The organism is Foetidibacter luteolus, assembly GCF_009650435.1.
Lineage (GTDB): Bacteria > Bacteroidota > Bacteroidia > Chitinophagales > Chitinophagaceae > Foetidibacter > Foetidibacter luteolus.
On record NZ_VVIP01000058.1, the window covers coordinates 167973 to 186483 of the forward strand.

The 18511-nt window shown below is 46.1% G+C and carries 12 protein-coding genes; 6 read left to right on the plus strand and 6 right to left on the minus strand.

The window, feature by feature from the left end; genetic code table 11:
* Window positions 1–2: 2 nt before the first annotated feature.
* From F0364_RS18585 to F0364_RS18600, 4 genes are all read right to left on the minus strand, one after another.
* The gene (locus F0364_RS18585; protein ID WP_153799309.1) at window positions 3–794 is read right to left on the minus strand and encodes a cyclase family protein; all 792 of its coding nucleotides are present in this window, start codon (window positions 792–794) and stop codon (window positions 3–5) included.
* Between the two features lie 264 nt (window positions 795–1058).
* On the minus strand, window positions 1059–2531 hold the full coding sequence (locus F0364_RS18590) for a CoA-acylating methylmalonate-semialdehyde dehydrogenase (protein ID WP_153799310.1): 1473 nt from the start codon (window positions 2529–2531) through the stop codon (window positions 1059–1061).
* A 395-nt stretch (window positions 2532–2926) separates the two neighbouring features.
* On the minus strand, window positions 2927–3865 hold the full coding sequence (locus tag F0364_RS18595; RefSeq protein ID WP_153799311.1) for a sugar phosphate isomerase/epimerase family protein: 939 nt from the start codon (window positions 3863–3865) through the stop codon (window positions 2927–2929).
* A 249-nt stretch (window positions 3866–4114) separates the two neighbouring features.
* Window positions 4115–4477, minus strand: coding sequence for an SWIB/MDM2 domain-containing protein (locus F0364_RS18600; protein ID WP_153799312.1), 363 nt, complete (start codon window positions 4475–4477; stop codon window positions 4115–4117).
* A gap of 326 nt (window positions 4478–4803) precedes the next feature.
* On the opposite strand from F0364_RS18600, the gene F0364_RS18605 reads away from it, so the two are divergent.
* Window positions 4804–5082, plus strand: coding sequence for a hypothetical protein (locus F0364_RS18605; protein ID WP_153799313.1), 279 nt, complete (start codon window positions 4804–4806; stop codon window positions 5080–5082).
* A gap of 26 nt (window positions 5083–5108) precedes the next feature.
* Here the strand turns inward: F0364_RS18605 and F0364_RS18610 are convergent, their stop codons facing one another.
* The gene (locus tag F0364_RS18610; protein ID WP_153799314.1) at window positions 5109–5897 is read right to left on the minus strand and encodes an endonuclease/exonuclease/phosphatase family protein; all 789 of its coding nucleotides are present in this window, start codon (window positions 5895–5897) and stop codon (window positions 5109–5111) included.
* A gap of 397 nt (window positions 5898–6294) precedes the next feature.
* Between F0364_RS18610 and F0364_RS18615 the strand changes: the two genes are divergently transcribed.
* Both F0364_RS18615 and F0364_RS18620 read left to right on the plus strand, forming a co-directional pair.
* Window positions 6295–7017: a 3-keto-disaccharide hydrolase gene (locus F0364_RS18615; RefSeq protein WP_153799315.1), complete on the plus strand. Its 723-nt coding sequence runs from the start codon at window positions 6295–6297 to the stop codon at window positions 7015–7017.
* Between the two features lie 167 nt (window positions 7018–7184).
* Window positions 7185–9710 (plus strand): Kelch repeat-containing protein, encoded by a 2526-nt coding sequence (locus F0364_RS18620; protein WP_153799316.1) that lies wholly within the window; start codon window positions 7185–7187, stop codon window positions 9708–9710.
* 217 nt (window positions 9711–9927) lie between these two features.
* Here F0364_RS18620 and F0364_RS18625 read toward each other — a convergent pair whose 3' ends face one another.
* Window positions 9928–10362 carry a hypothetical protein gene (locus tag F0364_RS18625; protein WP_153799317.1) on the minus strand — a complete coding sequence of 145 codons (435 nt, stop codon included), beginning with the start codon at window positions 10360–10362 and terminating at the stop codon, window positions 9928–9930.
* A 313-nt stretch (window positions 10363–10675) separates the two neighbouring features.
* Between F0364_RS18625 and F0364_RS18630 the strand changes: the two genes are divergently transcribed.
* The 3 genes from F0364_RS18630 to F0364_RS18640 all read left to right on the plus strand — a co-directional run bounded on the left by F0364_RS18630 (window position 10676) and on the right by F0364_RS18640 (window position 18502).
* Complete coding sequence (locus tag F0364_RS18630) at window positions 10676–13027, plus strand: GH92 family glycosyl hydrolase (RefSeq protein WP_235921146.1); 2352 nt, start codon at window positions 10676–10678, stop codon at window positions 13025–13027.
* 405 nt (window positions 13028–13432) lie between these two features.
* Window positions 13433–16588, plus strand: a complete 3156-nt coding sequence (locus F0364_RS18635; RefSeq protein WP_153799318.1) for a SusC/RagA family TonB-linked outer membrane protein — start codon at window positions 13433–13435, stop codon at window positions 16586–16588.
* A gap of 12 nt (window positions 16589–16600) precedes the next feature.
* The gene (locus tag F0364_RS18640) at window positions 16601–18502 is read left to right on the plus strand and encodes a RagB/SusD family nutrient uptake outer membrane protein (RefSeq protein ID WP_153799319.1); all 1902 of its coding nucleotides are present in this window, start codon (window positions 16601–16603) and stop codon (window positions 18500–18502) included.
* The last annotated feature ends 9 nt before the right edge of the window (window positions 18503–18511 follow it).

Genomic DNA, 18511 nt, shown 5'->3' on the forward strand with positions numbered 1-18511 from the left:
AATTATTTCAGTTTATTTTCAGGAACAATAGCAACTCCTCTAAATGGCGAACCTGAACCGTCCTTTATTTTCAGCGGCAGGCCCACAAACCAAAATTCATGGGCGGGTATCATATCCACCTGCGCCAGGTTTTCAATATTCAGTATTTCTCTTTCGCGGCAAACAATATGCGCCGGCTGTTCCTTTACCACCGCTACTTCATGATAGCTGTCAATACTCGGCGCATCAGCGCCAATGCTAATGGCGCCCAGGTCGTTCAGGTATTCAATGGCGCTTCTGTCAACCCCCGGGTAATTGCGGATGTATTCAAAAGGTTTATGCCATTTTTTATACCACCCTGTATAGTACAACACTACCGATTGCGGCTGAATGGTTACGCCGGTTGCTTCAATGGCTTCTTCCACATCGGCTTTGGTAATGTAACTGTTGGGCGCTTTATGCGAAAAATCGAACCATACCGCAGGCGCCATAAACCATTCCAGCGGCAACTCGTTTACAGCCCTTGCGCCGGGCTCGTTTACCACATGGTTAATGGCATCCACATGCGTATTGGAATGGTCGCACATGGTAAAGCCAACCACCTTATAAGAATAAGGGGGCTTGGTTAAACCCATCTTCTGCGTTTCTTCATGCGAAAGATGGTTCCATATTAATGTGCGTTGATGGCCTATGAAGGTGGGGTCTTCCCTGCTGATGGTATGGCTAAGATCGGTAACAACACAATCCGTTCCTAAAAAATTCAATTTTGTTTGTAGCTGGAAAGGTGGGCAAAAGGCTTTTTTCAAAGTAAGCATTCATGTGTTGATTAGAGTTAACAATCGTTGTTTATCGTTACAATAGATGTCTCATTACATTTCTTAACGCCCCGTTACTTAAAGGGGAGTTTTTATGGGCCCGGCAGCAGGAACAGGTATGTTTCTTCCGTTGCGTCGCACTCTTGTACGTCCGGATTCACTGTGCAGCTTTTCCCACCGTGCAGATATAGCGCAAAGAATTACCTGCCCCAGTCTGCAACATGCAGCTACGGCCACTTCAATTAAGCAGTATCAGTTGTTGTTCTAAAACTTACGCGACCATTCTTTGGGCCATCTTTCAACTACTATCTTGGTTTGTGTAAAAAATTCAATGGCGTGGCGGCCCTGGCCATGCAGGTCTCCGAAAAAGCTTTCCTTCCAGCCACTGAAAGGAAACTGTGCCATGGGCGCCGCTACGCCTATGTTGATGCCGATATTACCGGCATTGGCAAGGCTCCTGAACTTTCTTGCATTGGCGCCGCTGCTGGTAAACAGGCAGGCCATATTACCGTATTGTCCGTTATTGATAAAGTCAAGCGCTTCATCAACGGTGTTTAGTTCAATAAGGCTCATTACAGGCCCAAAAATTTCTGTTCTTACGGTTTCACCCTGCAGGGGCAAGCCTTCCAATATAGTAGGTCTTATAAAATTACCTTGTTCAAAACCATCAATCTTTGCATTGCGGCCATCCAGCAAAACCTTACCGCCTTCGTGTATAGCTTTATCAATAAGGCTTTCCACTCTTACCCTGCTTTCCATACTGATAACCGGGCCCATTTCCATTTTTTCATCCAGCCCAAAACCAGTTTTCCTGTTTTTTGCAGACTCGTATAAAGCGTCTTTTATGTTGCCGTTATCGCCCACTGTAATAATATTGGATGCTGCCAGGCAACGCTGGCCGGCACAACCATACACGCTGTCTGCAATGATCTGTACAGACATGTCTATATCCGCATCAGGAAGTATTACAACAGGGTTCTTGGCGCCGCCTTGCGCCTGCACCCTTTTGCCATTGGCAGCGGCCCTTGAATAGATATAACGGGCAATATTGGATGAGCCTACAAAGCTGATGGCCCTTACCTCGGGATGGTCCAGCAGGGCATCTACTGTTTCCTTGCCGCCATGCACCAGGCTGATGACGCCTTTAGGCAGGTCAATTTGCTCCAGCAGGCCAAAAACTTTTGTCATGGTCAGCGGCACTTTTTCCGATGGCTTCAGTATGAATGTATTGCCGCAGGCTATGGCATAAGGCAAAAACCAAAACGGTATCATGCCCGGAAAGTTAAAGGGCGCAATACAGGCGCAAACCCCAAGCGGCTGCCGTATCATGAATTCATCAATACCGCCGGCAATGTTTTCAGAAAATTCGCTTTGAATCAGCATGGGTGTACCACAGGCAACCTCCACATTTTCTATCGCACGCTGTAGTTCCCCTCTTGATTCAGCGAGGGTTTTACCGCATTCTGTAGTAATAGTCCTTGCAATATCTTCCGCATGTTCTTCCAGCAGTTGCTTTAGCTTATACAAGGGTTGTACCCGCTTCATTACAGGCACCTGGCTCCAGGCCTTAAATGCCTGCGAGGCAGCCTCCACGGCATTGGCTACATCGGTTGCCGTATGCGTACCATAAGGTACACGGCCCAGCACTTCCTGTGTGGCAGGGTTAATTACATCCCTGTAGTTGTTTTCTTTACTTGCGCTCCAACTGCCATTAATATAGTTTTCTAAAACTTTCATATACGATATATCAGTTCCTTTAAGTTATTAATTTTTCTCAAGTTTAAATAGCAGTCTTCACAACTGTCCATCCAACATACCAATAGCAGGCCGGTAATGCTTTTGGGCTGTGAAAAGGAATGCCGGGTAAAATATTGTCCTGCTGAGTTTATGGAAGCATTGTCGAAACCGGCTTAAGCCGCTTTCACCCATCCGCCTTTGACAGGCTCAGGCTGACAGCTTAGATTAATTACCTAATGCTGAGGGGTGCCGCATTTGCTGCCGCGTAAAGCGGTACAGTACAAGAGTGCGACGCAATCCCGATGTTTCGGGACCTCAGAATAGTTCCTCTGCCGGGCTCAAAAAAATTTCGCTTCACTTTTTAACGCAGGCCAAACTGGCGTTGTATTGCTTGCTCAGGCGTTGAATGAGTAGCCCAGTTTCTGCAGGTAGTCGTGAGAAACCCTGGCCGCCTCATATTGGGTATAAGCGGGTTTTATTTTGTTGTCATGGTCCAGTTCAAACATAATCATGCCGGCCATTTCATGCTTTCTTTTTTCCAGCAGGTTAAGTATTTTTTCAATTTTAACCTTGCCCGTTCCCAATGGTGCATAACCAAGATAACCGTTATCGCCGCCGGCATAGTCTTTCAGGTGCACATGCTCTATCAGCGGCATAAAATCTTTTACAATCTTTACCGGGTCGGCGCCGCCTTTTTGAAGCTGGCCTACATCAGGTCCAAACTTCATATAGTCTGTGTTAAGGTTTTCCATAATAAAATACACTTCTTCTTCCGTTTCTATGGGCGTTCCCGTATGCGGGTGCAAGGCGCATACCAGCCCTTCATCAGTAACGGCTTTGGCATATTCGTTCATGGATTCAACCAGGTTTTTTTTGTGGTCTTTGTAATTATAGCCTTCGCGTTTAATACCAGTAGGGCAATACTCAACCACTTTGCCACCACTTGCCTTAAGCAGCTTTGCCCACCTCACCAACTTTTCCGTTTCATCTTTTCTTTTGGAAGGGTCAAGCACATCGGTCATACAAAAAGCAGAAACAATAGGCACTTTATATTTTTCAACCACCTGTTTAAAGCCGCCCCGGTTCTTTTCCCACTCTTCAATCACCTGTCCAAAGGTTTCAAAAGAATGATACCCAAGTTTGGCAATGTCGCTCAGTGCCGGCTCCAGGTTATCTGCGCCGTAACCCCAAAGAATAAACGTTGAGCCAATACTGAAATTCCTTTTTCTTGCCTCATCTGCAAGCACAAGGTTCGGGGCCAGCAAAGCAGCGGCGCCGGCAGTGCCTGCAAGCTTCATAAAATCCCTGCGTGTAAACGTGTTGTTGTTGTTCATATCAATTCTTTTTCAGTAACGCCTTTGATATGCGTTTAAAACCACTATGGCTTGCAACCGTATATAATTTTCTGGCGTTCAATATTGTAAAGGCAAAAAACTGTAAAATGATACCCGGTTTTCAATTTTTTTTCAAAAACGCCGGCCACCCACCTGTTATTGGGTACCGATTTTTACATAATCCTAAACGCTGGCGCATAAAAAAAGCCTGTTACCAGGCTTAATCTAATGCACGGAAGATGCAGAAACTTATTTTACATGTTGGCCAACAATCTTCGCAAGTTCAAACATACTCACCTGGTCTTTACCGAAAACAGCTTTCAGTTTGTCGTCGGCGTTAATCATACGCTTGTTAGCAGTATCCTGCAGCTTGTTTTTCTTAATGTAGTCCCATATTTTTTTAATGATCTCAGTTCTTGGAAGAGGCTTGTTGCCCACAACTTTGGCCAATGCATCGCTGGGGGTTAGTGGCGCCATAAATGCGGCGTTTACTTTTTTAGCGGCTTTTTTCGGCGCTGCTTTTTTCGGCGCAGCAGAAGCTTTTTTAGGTGCTGCCTTTTTCGCGGCAGGCGCGGCCTTTTTAGGAGCCGCCTTTTTTACAGTTTTTGCCATGGTATTTAATTTAACCATCTAAATTATAATAGTATAATTCACTCTCTGTTATTGTTTATGCACATAGTGTGAATCAGTTAATTTGCACGTTTACCGGCAGTAAAGGGTATTTAACATTCCCTACTGATTACCCTGCCGGAAAGCCGGTTAATTAGTTGTATATTTGCCGCCGCAAAACAGGCTTCTTATTTACAGTTCCCTTCCCTATTAGGTTACAACAACCATTTAAAATATCAGTTAAACCCCGCCAAGCCTTAATTACAGTTTAGCCTGCATGCGGGCAACGTTTTTGAATAACAGATTAATTTTTTCACGAAAGAATACATATGAGCAAATCAAAAGAAACATTTTTAAAAAGAGAGAAAGAAAAGAAAAGGTTACAAAAGAGAACGGAGAAAGAATCCAGGAAACAGGAGCGTAAAGCTCATTCCCTCAGTGGTAAACCTTTAAGCGAGATGCTGGTATATGTTGATGAAAACGGCAATTTCAGCGATACGCCGCCACAGGCAGCCAGGCCGTCACATCCATCACCCGGTAATTACAGAACGGAAAGCCATTCCAACTCACGCATCAACAGTTTCAATAAAAACCGCCAGGCACGTTAGCCGTGCAACAGGGCAGTGAGATACCCTTATTCGGCCGCTAACTGAAGTGTAAAAAGCACCGGCATGTGATCGGAATAGCTAACAGGTATTACCTGCACATCCACCACCTTCCAGCTATGCGGTTTTGAAAGAAAAGCATAGTCAATTCTTACCGCCGGTTTTTTGTAACTGAAAGAATTTTGCGGATTACCTTTTACATCAGCGGCATCGAACCAGGCCTTCGCCATAAGCTGGTAAGGCCTGCTGCCGCTGGTAAAATTGAAATCACCGCAAACAACGGAAGGGTAAGCGCTTGAGCCCATCACTTTGTTAATGGCCGCTACCTGCGCCACCTTATTGGCTTCATGTTCATGGCACAGATGCGTGCCGCCCAACAATATAACGCGGCCACCGGGCAAGGTATAATGCGCATATAGTAATGCACGTGGTTCGCCGCCGGACGGGTTAGGCAACACCACTGTGCTGGCCGTTACAGGATTTTTAGTTAACAGCCCTTCCCCATAACCGCCGCCATCAAAATCCATCGCTTTGCCAAAATAACCGTACATACCCGTTTTTTTTGCAAGCTCCTGCATAAGGTCAATACGCTGGCCATAAATTTTTGCCACACGCCCTGTAGCACTGTCAACTTCCTGGCAGGCAACAAAATCCGGCTGCAGTTTTCGTATTAAAGCAGCTATACTGTCAAGGCTGGCTTTACCAGGTTGGTAATTCAGTTCGCCATGATAAATGTTATAAGACAATACTTTCAGGCTGGTTTGGGCCCGGGCCTGCAGCATCAGAAGCAGCGAGACAATTAAAAAAAGTTTTTTCATGCGGGTGTTTGTTTAGCAACCTGTTTAGAATGGCTAAAAATACATAAGCCAGCATTCAAGTGCTGGTATTTTTCGCCGTATTTTAACCTCAATACCCAGGTGGAGTCTTGCGTGGTTCAACATAAAACATCTACCCGGGCTGAAAAGCCGCCCATAGAACCGGACGATGAAAGGATTGCGACGCAACGAAGCTCCCATGAAAAACCGAACGCCGGTATCCAAAATTACCTTCCCTGTTGCATGTTTCCGCGCAATAACATCTTGCATTTTAAACTTTCCCGGTTAATGAGAGTTCAGCTCCTCTTATAAATTTCACCGTAATGTAACCTGTTTAGCCCGATAATACCGGTTTGGTTACCTGCAGTTGACTTACCTTGGTACGCTCAAAACAGGCATCATGAAAAACACAAGACTTATTCTACCGTTACTGGCAACGCTTTGTGGTACGGCTATGGCGCAAACCCCAAACACATTAACCAAAAAAGAAAAAAAGGAAGGCTGGCAATTGCTGTTTGACGGAAAAACCACCAACGGCTGGCATACCTACTTGCGTGACACCGTTGGCGCCAAATGGCAGGTAAAGGATGGCGCCCTGGTATTTGACCCAACCCAGCCAAAAGAAGGGGGCGGCGACCTGGTAACCAACAGCGAATACGAAAATTTTGAACTGCACCTTGAATGGAAAATATCCAAAGGCGGCAACAGTGGGATAATCTTTGACATACAGGAAGCCCCTGAAAACAGGGCCACTTATTTAACAGGCCCGGAAATGCAGGTATTGGATAATATTGATGCCGATGACAACAAAAAGCAGAACCACCTGGCCGGCTGTTTGTATGATATGCACGGCGATACCAGCGTATCTAAACCTAACCCTGTTGGCGAATGGAACCAGGTAAAAATAATCCAGGATAAAGGCCACCTTACTTTTTGGCTTAACGGCATTAAAACATTTGAAGGGCAAATAGGCAGCGAAGAATGGAACAACATGGTAGCCAACAGCAAATTTAAAAACCCGGTATTTGCCAATTTTGCCAAAGTTGCCAAAGGCAAAATAGCACTGCAGGAGCACCCGGGATCAAGCCAATGGAGGAATATTAAAATAAGGCCGTTATCTTAAAATTTACCGGCAGCATATTTTACCAAAACAGCGTGCCGCAGTGTTTGTGTGCACGCTGTTTTGTTGGCATCATAGTTATACGGGGTTCACAATAAAACGGAATTCCCTAATTTGTGGCCGTTATTGTAAGACTGACTATGGGGAAACGCATCTTGCCTGTTTTATGCATGTTATTATTGTTCTGTACAGCTATGGGCCAGTCTCATGGCCTGCAGTTTTTAAGCCATGAAGTGGTGCAGGAGAAAAGAACTTCGCTGAATTTAACGCCATCGGAACCATTTTGCATCAAAGAGAACACAGAGATTTCGTTCGACATAAGCTTTTCGCCCGATATGGAAACCTATTTTGGTTACGTGGTACGCATAGTAACAAAGGACAACCAGAATATTGACATTGTTTACAACCAGCGCCTGCTGAACTTTAATTTTGTTATAGGAGAAAATTTTTCGGTGGTTTTTACTGTGGAGCAGGCCCGCCTTTATGGGCAATGGAATAATTTTAAAATACAATTTGCAGGCCCGGCCAAAGACCCCTGCTTTTACCTTAACAACAAACTGATAGCAAGAGGCAAGCTTAAACCCGGCAGTAATGCCTGCAGCAGGATTTGTTTTGGCGCCAGCGACCTTGCCGGCTTTCAAACCGTTGACATACCGCCCATGCGTATTAAAGACATACGCATTAACGATGCTGGTAAACCGGTTTACTTTTATCCTTTGTCAGAAAGCACCGGCCTGCAGGCTACCGACGATATCCGCAACCAGGCAGCCATTGTAAAAAACCCGGTTTGGATAAAACCCCGCCACCAAAACTGGCAAGCGGTTAACAATTTTGCCACCAGGGGCTCTGCCAGCATTGCTTTTAACGCACGTACCGAAACGCTGTACGTTATAACAGAAGACACTTTATACAAACTGGCCGTTAAAAACATGCAACTCGCCAGTACGCCGCTATCCGCCCGGCATGATAGCCTGTTGCCGGGCAACCAGAGTTTATACAGCACATTTACCAATAAGCTGTATAATTTTTACATAGACCAACAAAAAGTAAGCATATACGACACAACCAACCGGCGGTGGACCCAAAACTTTACCCCTGCCCTGCTTACTGAGTTCTGGCATGCCAACAAGTTTTTTTCAACGTTAGACACCAGCTTGTACATTTTTGGCGGTTATGGGCAGTTGCATTATAAAAACCAGTTGCAGCGTTATGCTGTTAACACCGGCAAATGGGAAACTGTTATAACCAGTGGCGGCGAAGTATCCCCCAGGTACCTTGCAGCCGTAGGTCTTAACGCACAAGGCGATACAGCCTATATACTGGGCGGTTATGGCAGCAAAACCGGCGACCAAACGATAAATCCCCGTTACAATTACGAACTGGCCGCTTACGATATTAAGCGCAAAACCTACAGCCATATTTTACAATTACAGGAGCCGGCACTGCAGTTTTGCTTTGCCAACAGCCTTATTATTGATTCCGCTACCCGCAACTATTATGCGCTTACTTACCCCATTGACAGGTTTAACTCATCCCTGCAGTTGATAAAGGGCTCGCTACATTCGCCGGTTTACGAAATAATGGCAGACAGCATACCCTACCCCTACCATGATATAGAGTCTTATGCGGACCTGTTTTATTGCCCGGTTAGTAAAAAACTGGTAGCGGTAACCCTGTTTTCAGCCAGGCACAGCAGTACAGAGGTAAAAGTGTACACCCTTGATTTTCCACCGAATATACCCGAAACAGCGAAACAGGCTACCAACGGGATGCCCGGCTACTGGCCTTATGCGTTGGCGGCTTTACTGGTTGTATCTGCGGGGGCATCCTATTATTACATGAGGCGTAAAAAAGCCATTGTCGCCCAGGCCCCTCGGCAGGTGGCAACTGCATACGTACCGCCTGCTGAAAGTATTGCCACTGCCCCCGCCCAGCAAACGCCAGTGTATGCTGCCGGTGAGAAAAAGCAGGAAGCCCTGCTGCAATTGTTTGGCGGCTTTGAGGCTTTTGACAAAAGCGGCACTAATATTACCAAGCAGTTTACCCCTTTGCTTAAAGAGCTGTTTCTGCTGATACTGGTGTACAGCTACCGCGAAGCCAGGGGCATAACGGCTGAAAAACTGTACGAAATACTCTGGCACGATAAACCACTGAAAGATGCTAAAAACAATTTTTCAGTAAATGTGGTGAAGCTGAAAACCATACTGGAAAAAGTAGGTGAATGCCATATAGGAAAAGAATCCGGCAAATGGAAATTCGAGGTTACAAATGATTCAATTTATACTGACTACCAGGAATATATGTCACTTATCGGCAATATAAGTGCAACAGATAAGGCTGCAATAATGCGGCTTGCTGATATTGTTGGTAAAGGAGCATTTTTAACTGAATTGCACTATAACTGGCTTGACGATATTAAGGCGGATATTTCCAGCCAGGTGATTGATAAGCTGCTCGGTTATATTGTTACTGCAGACACCGCCGCCGAAGCAGAGTTTATCATCAGGCTTTGCAATTGCATTTTCCTGTTCGACCAGTTGAATGAAGACGCCCTGAAGTATAAATGCCGCAGCCTTGTAACACTGGGCCGCCATGGCATGGCCAAAGAGGCATGGCTGAAATTCTCCAAAGAGTACCGCGAAAATTATGGAGAAGAGGTAACCACCAGCTTTAAAGAAATTACCGGGGTAGAGTAATTTGTGGGTGTTACCGGCGAGAGTAGCGAGTGGGGAGAGGTAAATGACTAGTAGCGAGAGGCGGAGCCGGTTTCGTACTTTTACCGGCTTACATCATACATTCAAATTAAATGGGATTGGGTTATTGCGAGGTATAATGCTAAAAAATAACCGTCGCTAAAGGTTATCGAAACATACCCGGTAGCGACGGCTATTTCTATGAGTCTTTGATTTACTATTATTCTTTGGGCACCATTACAGCACGAACATGATTGATCTCATCTAAAAATTTCATTTGCTTATCAGTAAGTGACTCAATCGTTGCATCATTAGAGAATTGGTAATCGTACGTAATTAGATGGGTAGAATCGTTGTTAAAATACCACCAGCCATTTCTCAATCCGCCATTTGGAAGAACTTCATTAAAGGTCCCATCTTTATTAAACTTCACTTCTTCAAGCGACCAGTCTTCTGCATTATTATCGCTGCCTTTAATATAAATAGTTGACTGTTTAGGCAACCCCCAGTAACGGTAAATAGTGTCATACACCCATGTTGGGCCGGTAAGCAGCTCAGTTTTGCCTTTCGGTTTTTGGGGTATATCGTAACATTTTCTACATGAATAAAAGGACAATACAGTTAGGGCACATACCAATAAGAGATTCTTGTTCATTTTTTAAGTTTTAGTTTTATTGTGAAAGCGGTAGGTAATTTTTATGCAGAAAAAGGGTATAAATCGGTTTAAAGTTTGCGAGTTAGTTAAAGCGCAAACCTATAAATAATAAGTGAAGCCATAAAATTTTTATTTACTAAGAAAATTGCCATTCCCTTAATCCCTGCATAAAACTGTTGCTATTTCACCTATTTCCTCCCTAATTTCCTGCAAATCAGAAAATTAATTTCCCAATTAATGGGTTTATTAGCCGGTTTATTAATACCGCACGGGTTTCTTGCAGTCATATTCAATCAACCGAAACGATTGCCGTATGATGCGAATACTGACTCTTTTGTTCACTTTTTTCTGTTGCAGCCTGCAAAGTTTTGGCTGGCAGGCCGCTCACAAAGATGGCCACAGCAACCCGGCTTCAGCCCAGCCAAAAACCAAAAAATCAAATTCTGCCGCCGGCAATCAAAATATTCATATACCCCCCAATGCTTCAACTTCTAATCCGTCAAGCAGCGTTGAGACCTATGTTGACCCAACAATTGGAAATATCGGGCAGTTGCTGGAGCCTACCCGGCCAACCGTGCAACTGCCTAACCAGTTGGTAAGGTTTACACCACAGCGCAAGGATTACCTGGATGACGAAATCTCCAGCTTTCCCCTTACAATCGTATCGCACCGCATAGGGCAGGTCTTTTCTATTAAGCCCACCATAAAGCCACTCACACTTCAAAGCTGGAATGAACGTATGCCCTACGATCACCAACTGGAAATAAACCGCCCATGGTCTTATTCCACTTACCTGGTTGAGGATGAGATAACGGTTGAATTCACGCCGGGTAAGAAGGCCGGCATTTTTACATTTAAATTTCCGGTATCTAACTCAAGAAACTTATTATTAAATACTTATAACGGGGATGAACACAACTGGCAGTTTCCTTCCCCGGGTGAAATTACCGGCCTGGAAACCTTTCATGGTGACATTAAAGTGTTCATGTATGGCCGCTTTAGCGAGACATTCTCTGTTTCCGTTGCTGACAAAACCGGCATCGCCAACTTACAGGGAAACAATACAGCCAACCCCAGAGCGGCCCTATCTTTCCCGCCTTCGGTAAAAGAGCTGGAGTTTCGTTATGCTATCAGCTATATCAGCCCGGAGCAGGCCAAAAAGAATTTCGATGAGGAGCTTTCCGGCAAAAGCTTCCAGGCTTTGGCAGATGCTGGCAAAAAAGCCTGGGATGCTGTTCTTGGCCAGGTGCAGGTTGAAGGCGGTACGGATGCACAGCGCCGTAGTTTTTATACATCCCTGTACAGGTGCTATGAGCGAATGGTTAATATTTCCGAAGATGGCGCCTACTACAGCGGTTTCAATAAACAAATCAACAAAGACACCCGCCCCTTTTACGTGGATGACTGGAGTTGGGACACGTACCTTGCCCACCATCCTTTGCGCATGATTTTGAATCCACAACAGGAGGAAGATATGCTGCAATCCTACATAAAAATGTACGAGCAAAGCGGATGGCTGCCCACTTTCCCGGTGCTTTATGGCGACCATGCCTGCATGAATGGCTTTCACTCTTCCATTGTTTTCCTGGATGCTTACCGCAAGGGCCTGAAAAATTTTGACATCAGCAAAGCTTATGAAGCCATACGCAAAAACGCTACCGATGCCACGATGATACCCTGGCAAAATGGCCCCAAGACCACGCTGGATGATTTTTACCACGAAAAAGGCTGGTTTCCGGCATTGCATGAAAACGAAAAGGAGACTATTCCGCAGGTACATCATTTTGAAAGAAGGCAGGCGGTGGCGGTAACATTGGGCCACAGTTACGACGACTGGGCGTTGGGCCAGTTTGCCAAAGAGCTTGGTAAAGCCGGTGACGCAGATTTGTTTGGCAAAAGGGCTTACAACTATAAAAATTTATGGCATGCAGACAAGCAATTGTTTATGCCCAAAGACGATAAAGGCAACTGGATTAATATAGACCCCAGGTTTGACGGTGGCCCCGGTGGTCGCGACTACTACGATGAAAACAACGGCTATACTTATGCCTGGCAGGTACAGCAGGATATTCCCGGCCTGATATATCTTGTAGGTGGCAAAGCTGCTTTTGAACAAAAGCTCGACCAGCTTTTTCGTGAGGGCTTAGGCCGCAGCAAGCACGATTTCTGGTACAAGTTTCCTGATGCTACAGGCCTGGTAGGCCAATACTCTATGGGTAACGAGCCCAGTTTCCATATTCCCTATCTCTACAATTTCACGAATGCGCCGTGGAAAACACAAAAAAGAATTCGCTTCCTGCTGGATGTGTGGTTTAAAGATAATGTTCATGGCATTCCCGGCGATGAGGATGGCGGTGGCATGACTGCTTTTGTGGTGTTTTCTTCCATGGGTTTTTATCCCGTAACGCCCGGCCTGCCGCTATATACCATCGGAAGCCCTGTATTCAGCAAAGTGAGCATTGCATTAACCAACGGAAAGACATTTACCATTAAAGCCAACAACTGCTCCGTGGTAAATAAATATATACAAAGCGCTACAATAAACGGCAAAACCCTCAACACACCCTGGTTTACGCACAACCAGTTGGCGGATGGCGGTACGCTGGAGCTGGAAATGGGGCCAAAGCCAAACAAAAGCTGGGGAACCGCAACAGCCGCTTTGTAGTCTTTGCTGCTTACGCTAAGTAACCTGATTATTCACCCAAAACTGCTGCCATGCTACATGCCATATTTTTTCCGCCGTAAGATTCATGTCCAGAAAAGGATAAATGCAGAGACGGATTGATGCCATAAGTACTACAGATGAATCCCGAGGTTTCGGGACGACGCAACGATGATGCCATAAAAAACTATCGCTGGTATCCACATTGTTTAAAGAATTGACCTGCCAATGTTTCTATACAAATATTTTGGGACGGGCTGGATTGCTACTATGGGGCTTTACTTGTGTCACTCACTTGTACTGCAACAATTCTATTCACCGTGGTGCGGCACCTGTCTAAACCAGCCAGCCAGTTCTCTGCATACAAACTGCCATTACTCATTTGTCAACTAACACCGAATAACTGATATGAAAAAAATCTATTACCTCTTATTATGGGTGTTCCTGCTGCCGGTTTTTGCTTCTGCCCAACAGAAGACCATTACCGGTAAAGTAACCGACACCAAAGACGGTGCCCCTGTTTCCGGCGCTACTGTATATGCGCAGGACAACAGTGGCAAACAGGTGGCTATTACAGCTACTGACGCATTAGGCGCTTACAGCATTACCGTTAACGGAAGCGCCACGCAGTTGGTATTCTCATTTATTGGTATGAAGGACATTACCGAAACAATAGGCAACCGCACTACCATCAACATTTCCCTGGCCGCGACAGACGAACAGTTGGGTAATGTGGTAGTAGTAGGTTACGGCGTTAAAAGAAAAGAAACGCTAACCGGCTCCGTTGCTAATATTACCAATAAAGAAATACAAACCAGCACCAACGTTAGCCTTGCACAAAAACTACAGGGCAAAGTAGCCGGCCTGCAAATACGCCAGTTAGGCGGCGAGCCGGGCACTTTCGACAATATGATTAACATACGTGGTTTTGGAACACCGCTGTACGTTATTGATGGTATTGTACGTGACGGTTCTTCCGAATTTCAGCGGCTGAACCCGGAAGACATTGAAAGCATTTCTTTTTTGAAAGATGCTTCTGCCGCTATCTACGGTTTTGGCTCTGCCAACGGTGTAGTAATTGTTACCACCCGTAAAGGCGCCAAAGGCAAGACGGCTTTTTCTTATAACGGCGTGGTGGGCATTGGTAAACCAACCGATGTACCCAGAATGGCTAATGCCAGCGAATGGATGCAGATGCGCAACGATGCTGCTATTCTTTCCGGCGGGCAACCCTTTGTAACAAGGGAAGAGCTGGACAAATGGATGGCAGGCGGCCCCGGCTATCAAAGTACAGACTGGTATGATGTTACCATGAAAGGACAGTCTATACAACAGCAGCACAACCTCTCAGCATCCGGCGGTAATGAAAAAACCCAATACTACATGGGCCTGGCTTACTTTGACGAAGGTGGCCTGCTGCGCAGTAACGATATGGGCTACAAACGGTACAACCTGCGCTCTAACATTACTACCGAACTGGCTAAAAACCTGAAAGCGGAAATACTCATCGGCGGCCGTTACGACAAAAAAAGCAGCCCCGGTGAAAACTTCTTCAACATCTTTAAAGGCACCCGTGTTACCCTGCCAACAGAACAACCATTTGCCAATGGCAACCCGTTGTACCCGGCAGTAGTAACACCGAGCAACCAAAACCCATTAACGCTTTCCCAACGCAGTATTACCGGCTACAGTGAAACAGTAAACCGCAACCTGCAAACAAGCCTTGCATTAATGTATGATGTTCCTTTTGTAAAAGGACTGTCACTAAAGGGACTGGCCTCTTACGACATGAACAATTACCAGGGCAAGGATGTAGGCAAGCCTTATAAACTTTACACGTATGTGAATGACACGTATATAGAGTCTCCACAGCGTGTAGGTACCGGCGGTATAGGGGAAGGTTTTAGCAATAGCAACAGGGTTACTTTACAGGCGCAGGCTTTTTATAACCGCACCATTGCCAGCCTGCACAACATTAGCGTAATGGGAACTTTTGAGCAGCGCCAGGAGTGGGACCGCTATGCCAACCTTAGCAGGCTGTACGACTTCTACACACTTGACCAGATTGACCGGGCCAGCGCCAATCCCAATGGCGTAAAAAACTCCGGTAATGAAGGCCGCTCTGCTTCACAGGCTGTTTTGGGCCGCTTTAATTACGATTTTGACAAAAAATACCTGTTGGAGTTCGCCTTCCGTTACATGGGCACTTACGCATTTCCGCCGGAAAGCCGGTGGGGATTTTTCCCGATTGTAAGTGGCGGCTGGAGAATCTCAGAAGAAAAGTTCATTAAAAATCACCTGCCTGTTGTTTCTAATTTAAAGCTGCGTGCATCTTATGGTAAAGTGGGCGCCAGCGATGGCATAGGCGCTTACCAATGGATACCCGGTTTTGCGCTGGCAGGTGGCGGCTTATACGAGTTTGACAACGGCGTTATTACCAATGGCGCACTGGCTCCGGGCCTGGTTAACCCCACACTTACCTGGAAAACCGCTAAAACAACAGATATTGGCATTGATATCGGCTTATGGAACAACAAGCTCACCTTAGAATTTGATGTTTACCGCAGGGATATGGAAGGCATACCGGCCCGCAAAAATGTGTCGCTGCCCAACACTTTTGGCACAACACTGCCGGAAGAAAACCTGAACAGCCAACGCACACAGGGATTTGAGTTTACCGTATCACACAACAACCGCATCGGTGAATTTTCATACAATGTATCCGCCAACTTCAACTATGCCCGCACCATGAACCTGTATGTAGAAAGGGGGCCCTTCCTCAGCAGCTACGACAGGTGGAGAAGCGGCGAAAACAACCGTTATAACGATATCGTTTGGGGTTATACCTACCTGGGCCAGTTTCAAAACATGGATGAGATTGCCAACTGGCCATTGCAAAACGGCGACCAGGCAAATATTCGTGAACTGCCCGGCGATTTTAAATATGCCGACGTAAACAATGACGGGGTAATTGACGGCAGGGATGAGCTTCCACTGTTCACCGGCGCTTTTGGTAACAATGGCGACCTGAATGCAGGCGGCAGAAAAAACCCACGCATCAACTACGGTTTTACGTTGAATGGCTCCTGGAGAGGTTTTGATATAAACCTGCTCTTCCAGGGTTCTGCCATGTACACTGTAAGGTTTAGTGAAGTATATGCTGAAATGCTGGCCTTCCGCGGTAATACACCTGCCTACTTCTTTGACCGTTGGCACAAGGCCGACCCTTACGATCCTAAAAGTGAATGGATACCCGGCAAATGGCCTGCTACCAGGTTTAACGGTGATGTGGGCGCCATGTACAGGGAAAGCTCTGTATGGCGTAAAGATGCTTCTTACCTGCGCCTGAAGAGCCTGGAGTTAGGTTATACACTTAACCCCAAATGGTACAGGGCTGCAGGCATACAAAAGCTGCGTATATATGCCAGCGGCTTTAACCTGCTAACTTTTGCTGATGAGTTTGTAAAGCCATTTGATCCTGAAAGATTGGAAGGCCTTTTTAACGCAGGCTTTAATTACCCACTGATGAAGACTTACAATTTCGGCATGAACCTCACTTTCTAAAAAGTTCTATTTATGAAATGGAAAAAAGCAAGAATCTATATATTTTCTGTCGCCCTGTTTACTGCGTCATGTGCCAAAGTGCTTGACCTGGAACCTACAGACAGAATTACCGCCGATGTGATCTTTGGCGACCCACAGGGCGTGAAGCTTTACATGGCCGACCTTTATTCGCAGCTACCTATTGAAGACTTTGCCTATTTCAGGCAGGGCTTTAACTGGAACGGCAGCCCCGGTACCGGCGATGTGAACAATGGCGGGTTTGCGCCGGCCATGTCAACCGACGAAGCCGTACATAGCGAGTTCGGCGACTTTGTTGGCAACGATGATTTTCAGTGGTGGGATAAAGGTTATAAACTGATACGCGATGTAAACCTGTTGATTGATGTAATACCTACCCTAAACATCAAGGATGATGAAAGGGCGGCACTTACCGGTGAAAGCGCTTTTATTAAAGCTTACGCGTATTTTGCTTTGGCTAAACGATACGGTGGCGTTCCCCTCATTAAAGAATCGCAGAAATACGATGGTACGGCAGAAAGCCTTAAAGTGCCGCGTAGCACGGAAAAACAAACCTGGGATTATGTAATGGAACTTTGCGATGCCGCCATCGCCAACCTTGCTCCAGGTAAAGGCAGGCGTGCAAGCAAATGGACCGCCTATGCGTTGAAATCAAGGGCCGCACTGCATGCAGCTTCCCTGGCAAAGTTTGGCCCCCGTGCCCCCATGTCAGGCGATGCTGTTTCGCAAAACCTGATTGGCCTCAATACATCCGATGCAGCCGGTTACTACAGCGCCTGCATTGCTGCATGCGAAGCCATCATTAATTCCGGGGAATTCCGCCTGTTCAGGCCCAGTCCTGCCAATGCGAATGAAGCAGCGGAAAATTACAGGTTGCTTTTCCAGGATCCTAACGGAGCAACAGATGAAGCTATTTTCATCAAAGGATTTACCATCCCCGGCAATGGTACCGGCCAGAACTACGATATCTGGTACCAGCCCGCACAGGTTGCCAATGGCTGGCCACACCCCGGACGTATGAACCCCACACTAGACCTGGTGGACTTATACGAGAGCTATGATAACCCCGGGCAGAGCGCACCTATTGTTACCACGACAGATGGCAACGTGAACGATTACAATGGTTACAGTACCGCCAAAACTTACCTGCGGTTTGATACACCCAATGACATCTTTAAAAATAAAGATGCCCGCCTCTGGGGCACTGCCATACTGCCGCAAACAAACTGGAAAGGCATACCCATTATTATACAGGCGGGTTATGTAAAACCAGACGGCCAGGCAGTAATACGTGTGAAGGATGAAATTACCATAAACGGCACTACTTACTATACTTACGGAGCGCCCAGCACTACCATGTATTCTGGTTTTGATACCTATGGAGGCAACAATACCCGCACTGGTTTTTCTTTTAAAAAATTCATGAACCAGAATGCGCCGGTGGTGCCAGGCTGGAACCAGGGCACAACAGATTTCATTGAATTTCGCTATGCTGAAATTCTTTTAAACTACGCCGAAGCTGTTGTAGAAAGCGGTACCGGTAATGCAGCGGCAGCAGCGGCGGGGCTAAATGATATACGCAAGCGTGCAGGACATACCAGTACCGTGGCGCTTACGTCAGATAATGTTCAAAGGGAAAGAAGAGTGGAGCTGGCTTTTGAAAACAAACGTTTCTGGGACCTCATCCGCCGCAGGGAGTTTCACACCCAGTTCAACAACCGGTTTATGCACTCCATTCTGCCCTTACAGGACCTGAGGGCATTGCCTGATAAGAAATACATTTTTGTGCGGGTGAATGTACCCAACACCAATCCCAAAACATTTGAAACAAGGGCTTATTACCGTTACATACCGGGCATAGGTTCTAATGGCCTGGTGCAAAATCCACAGTATTAATTTTTCATT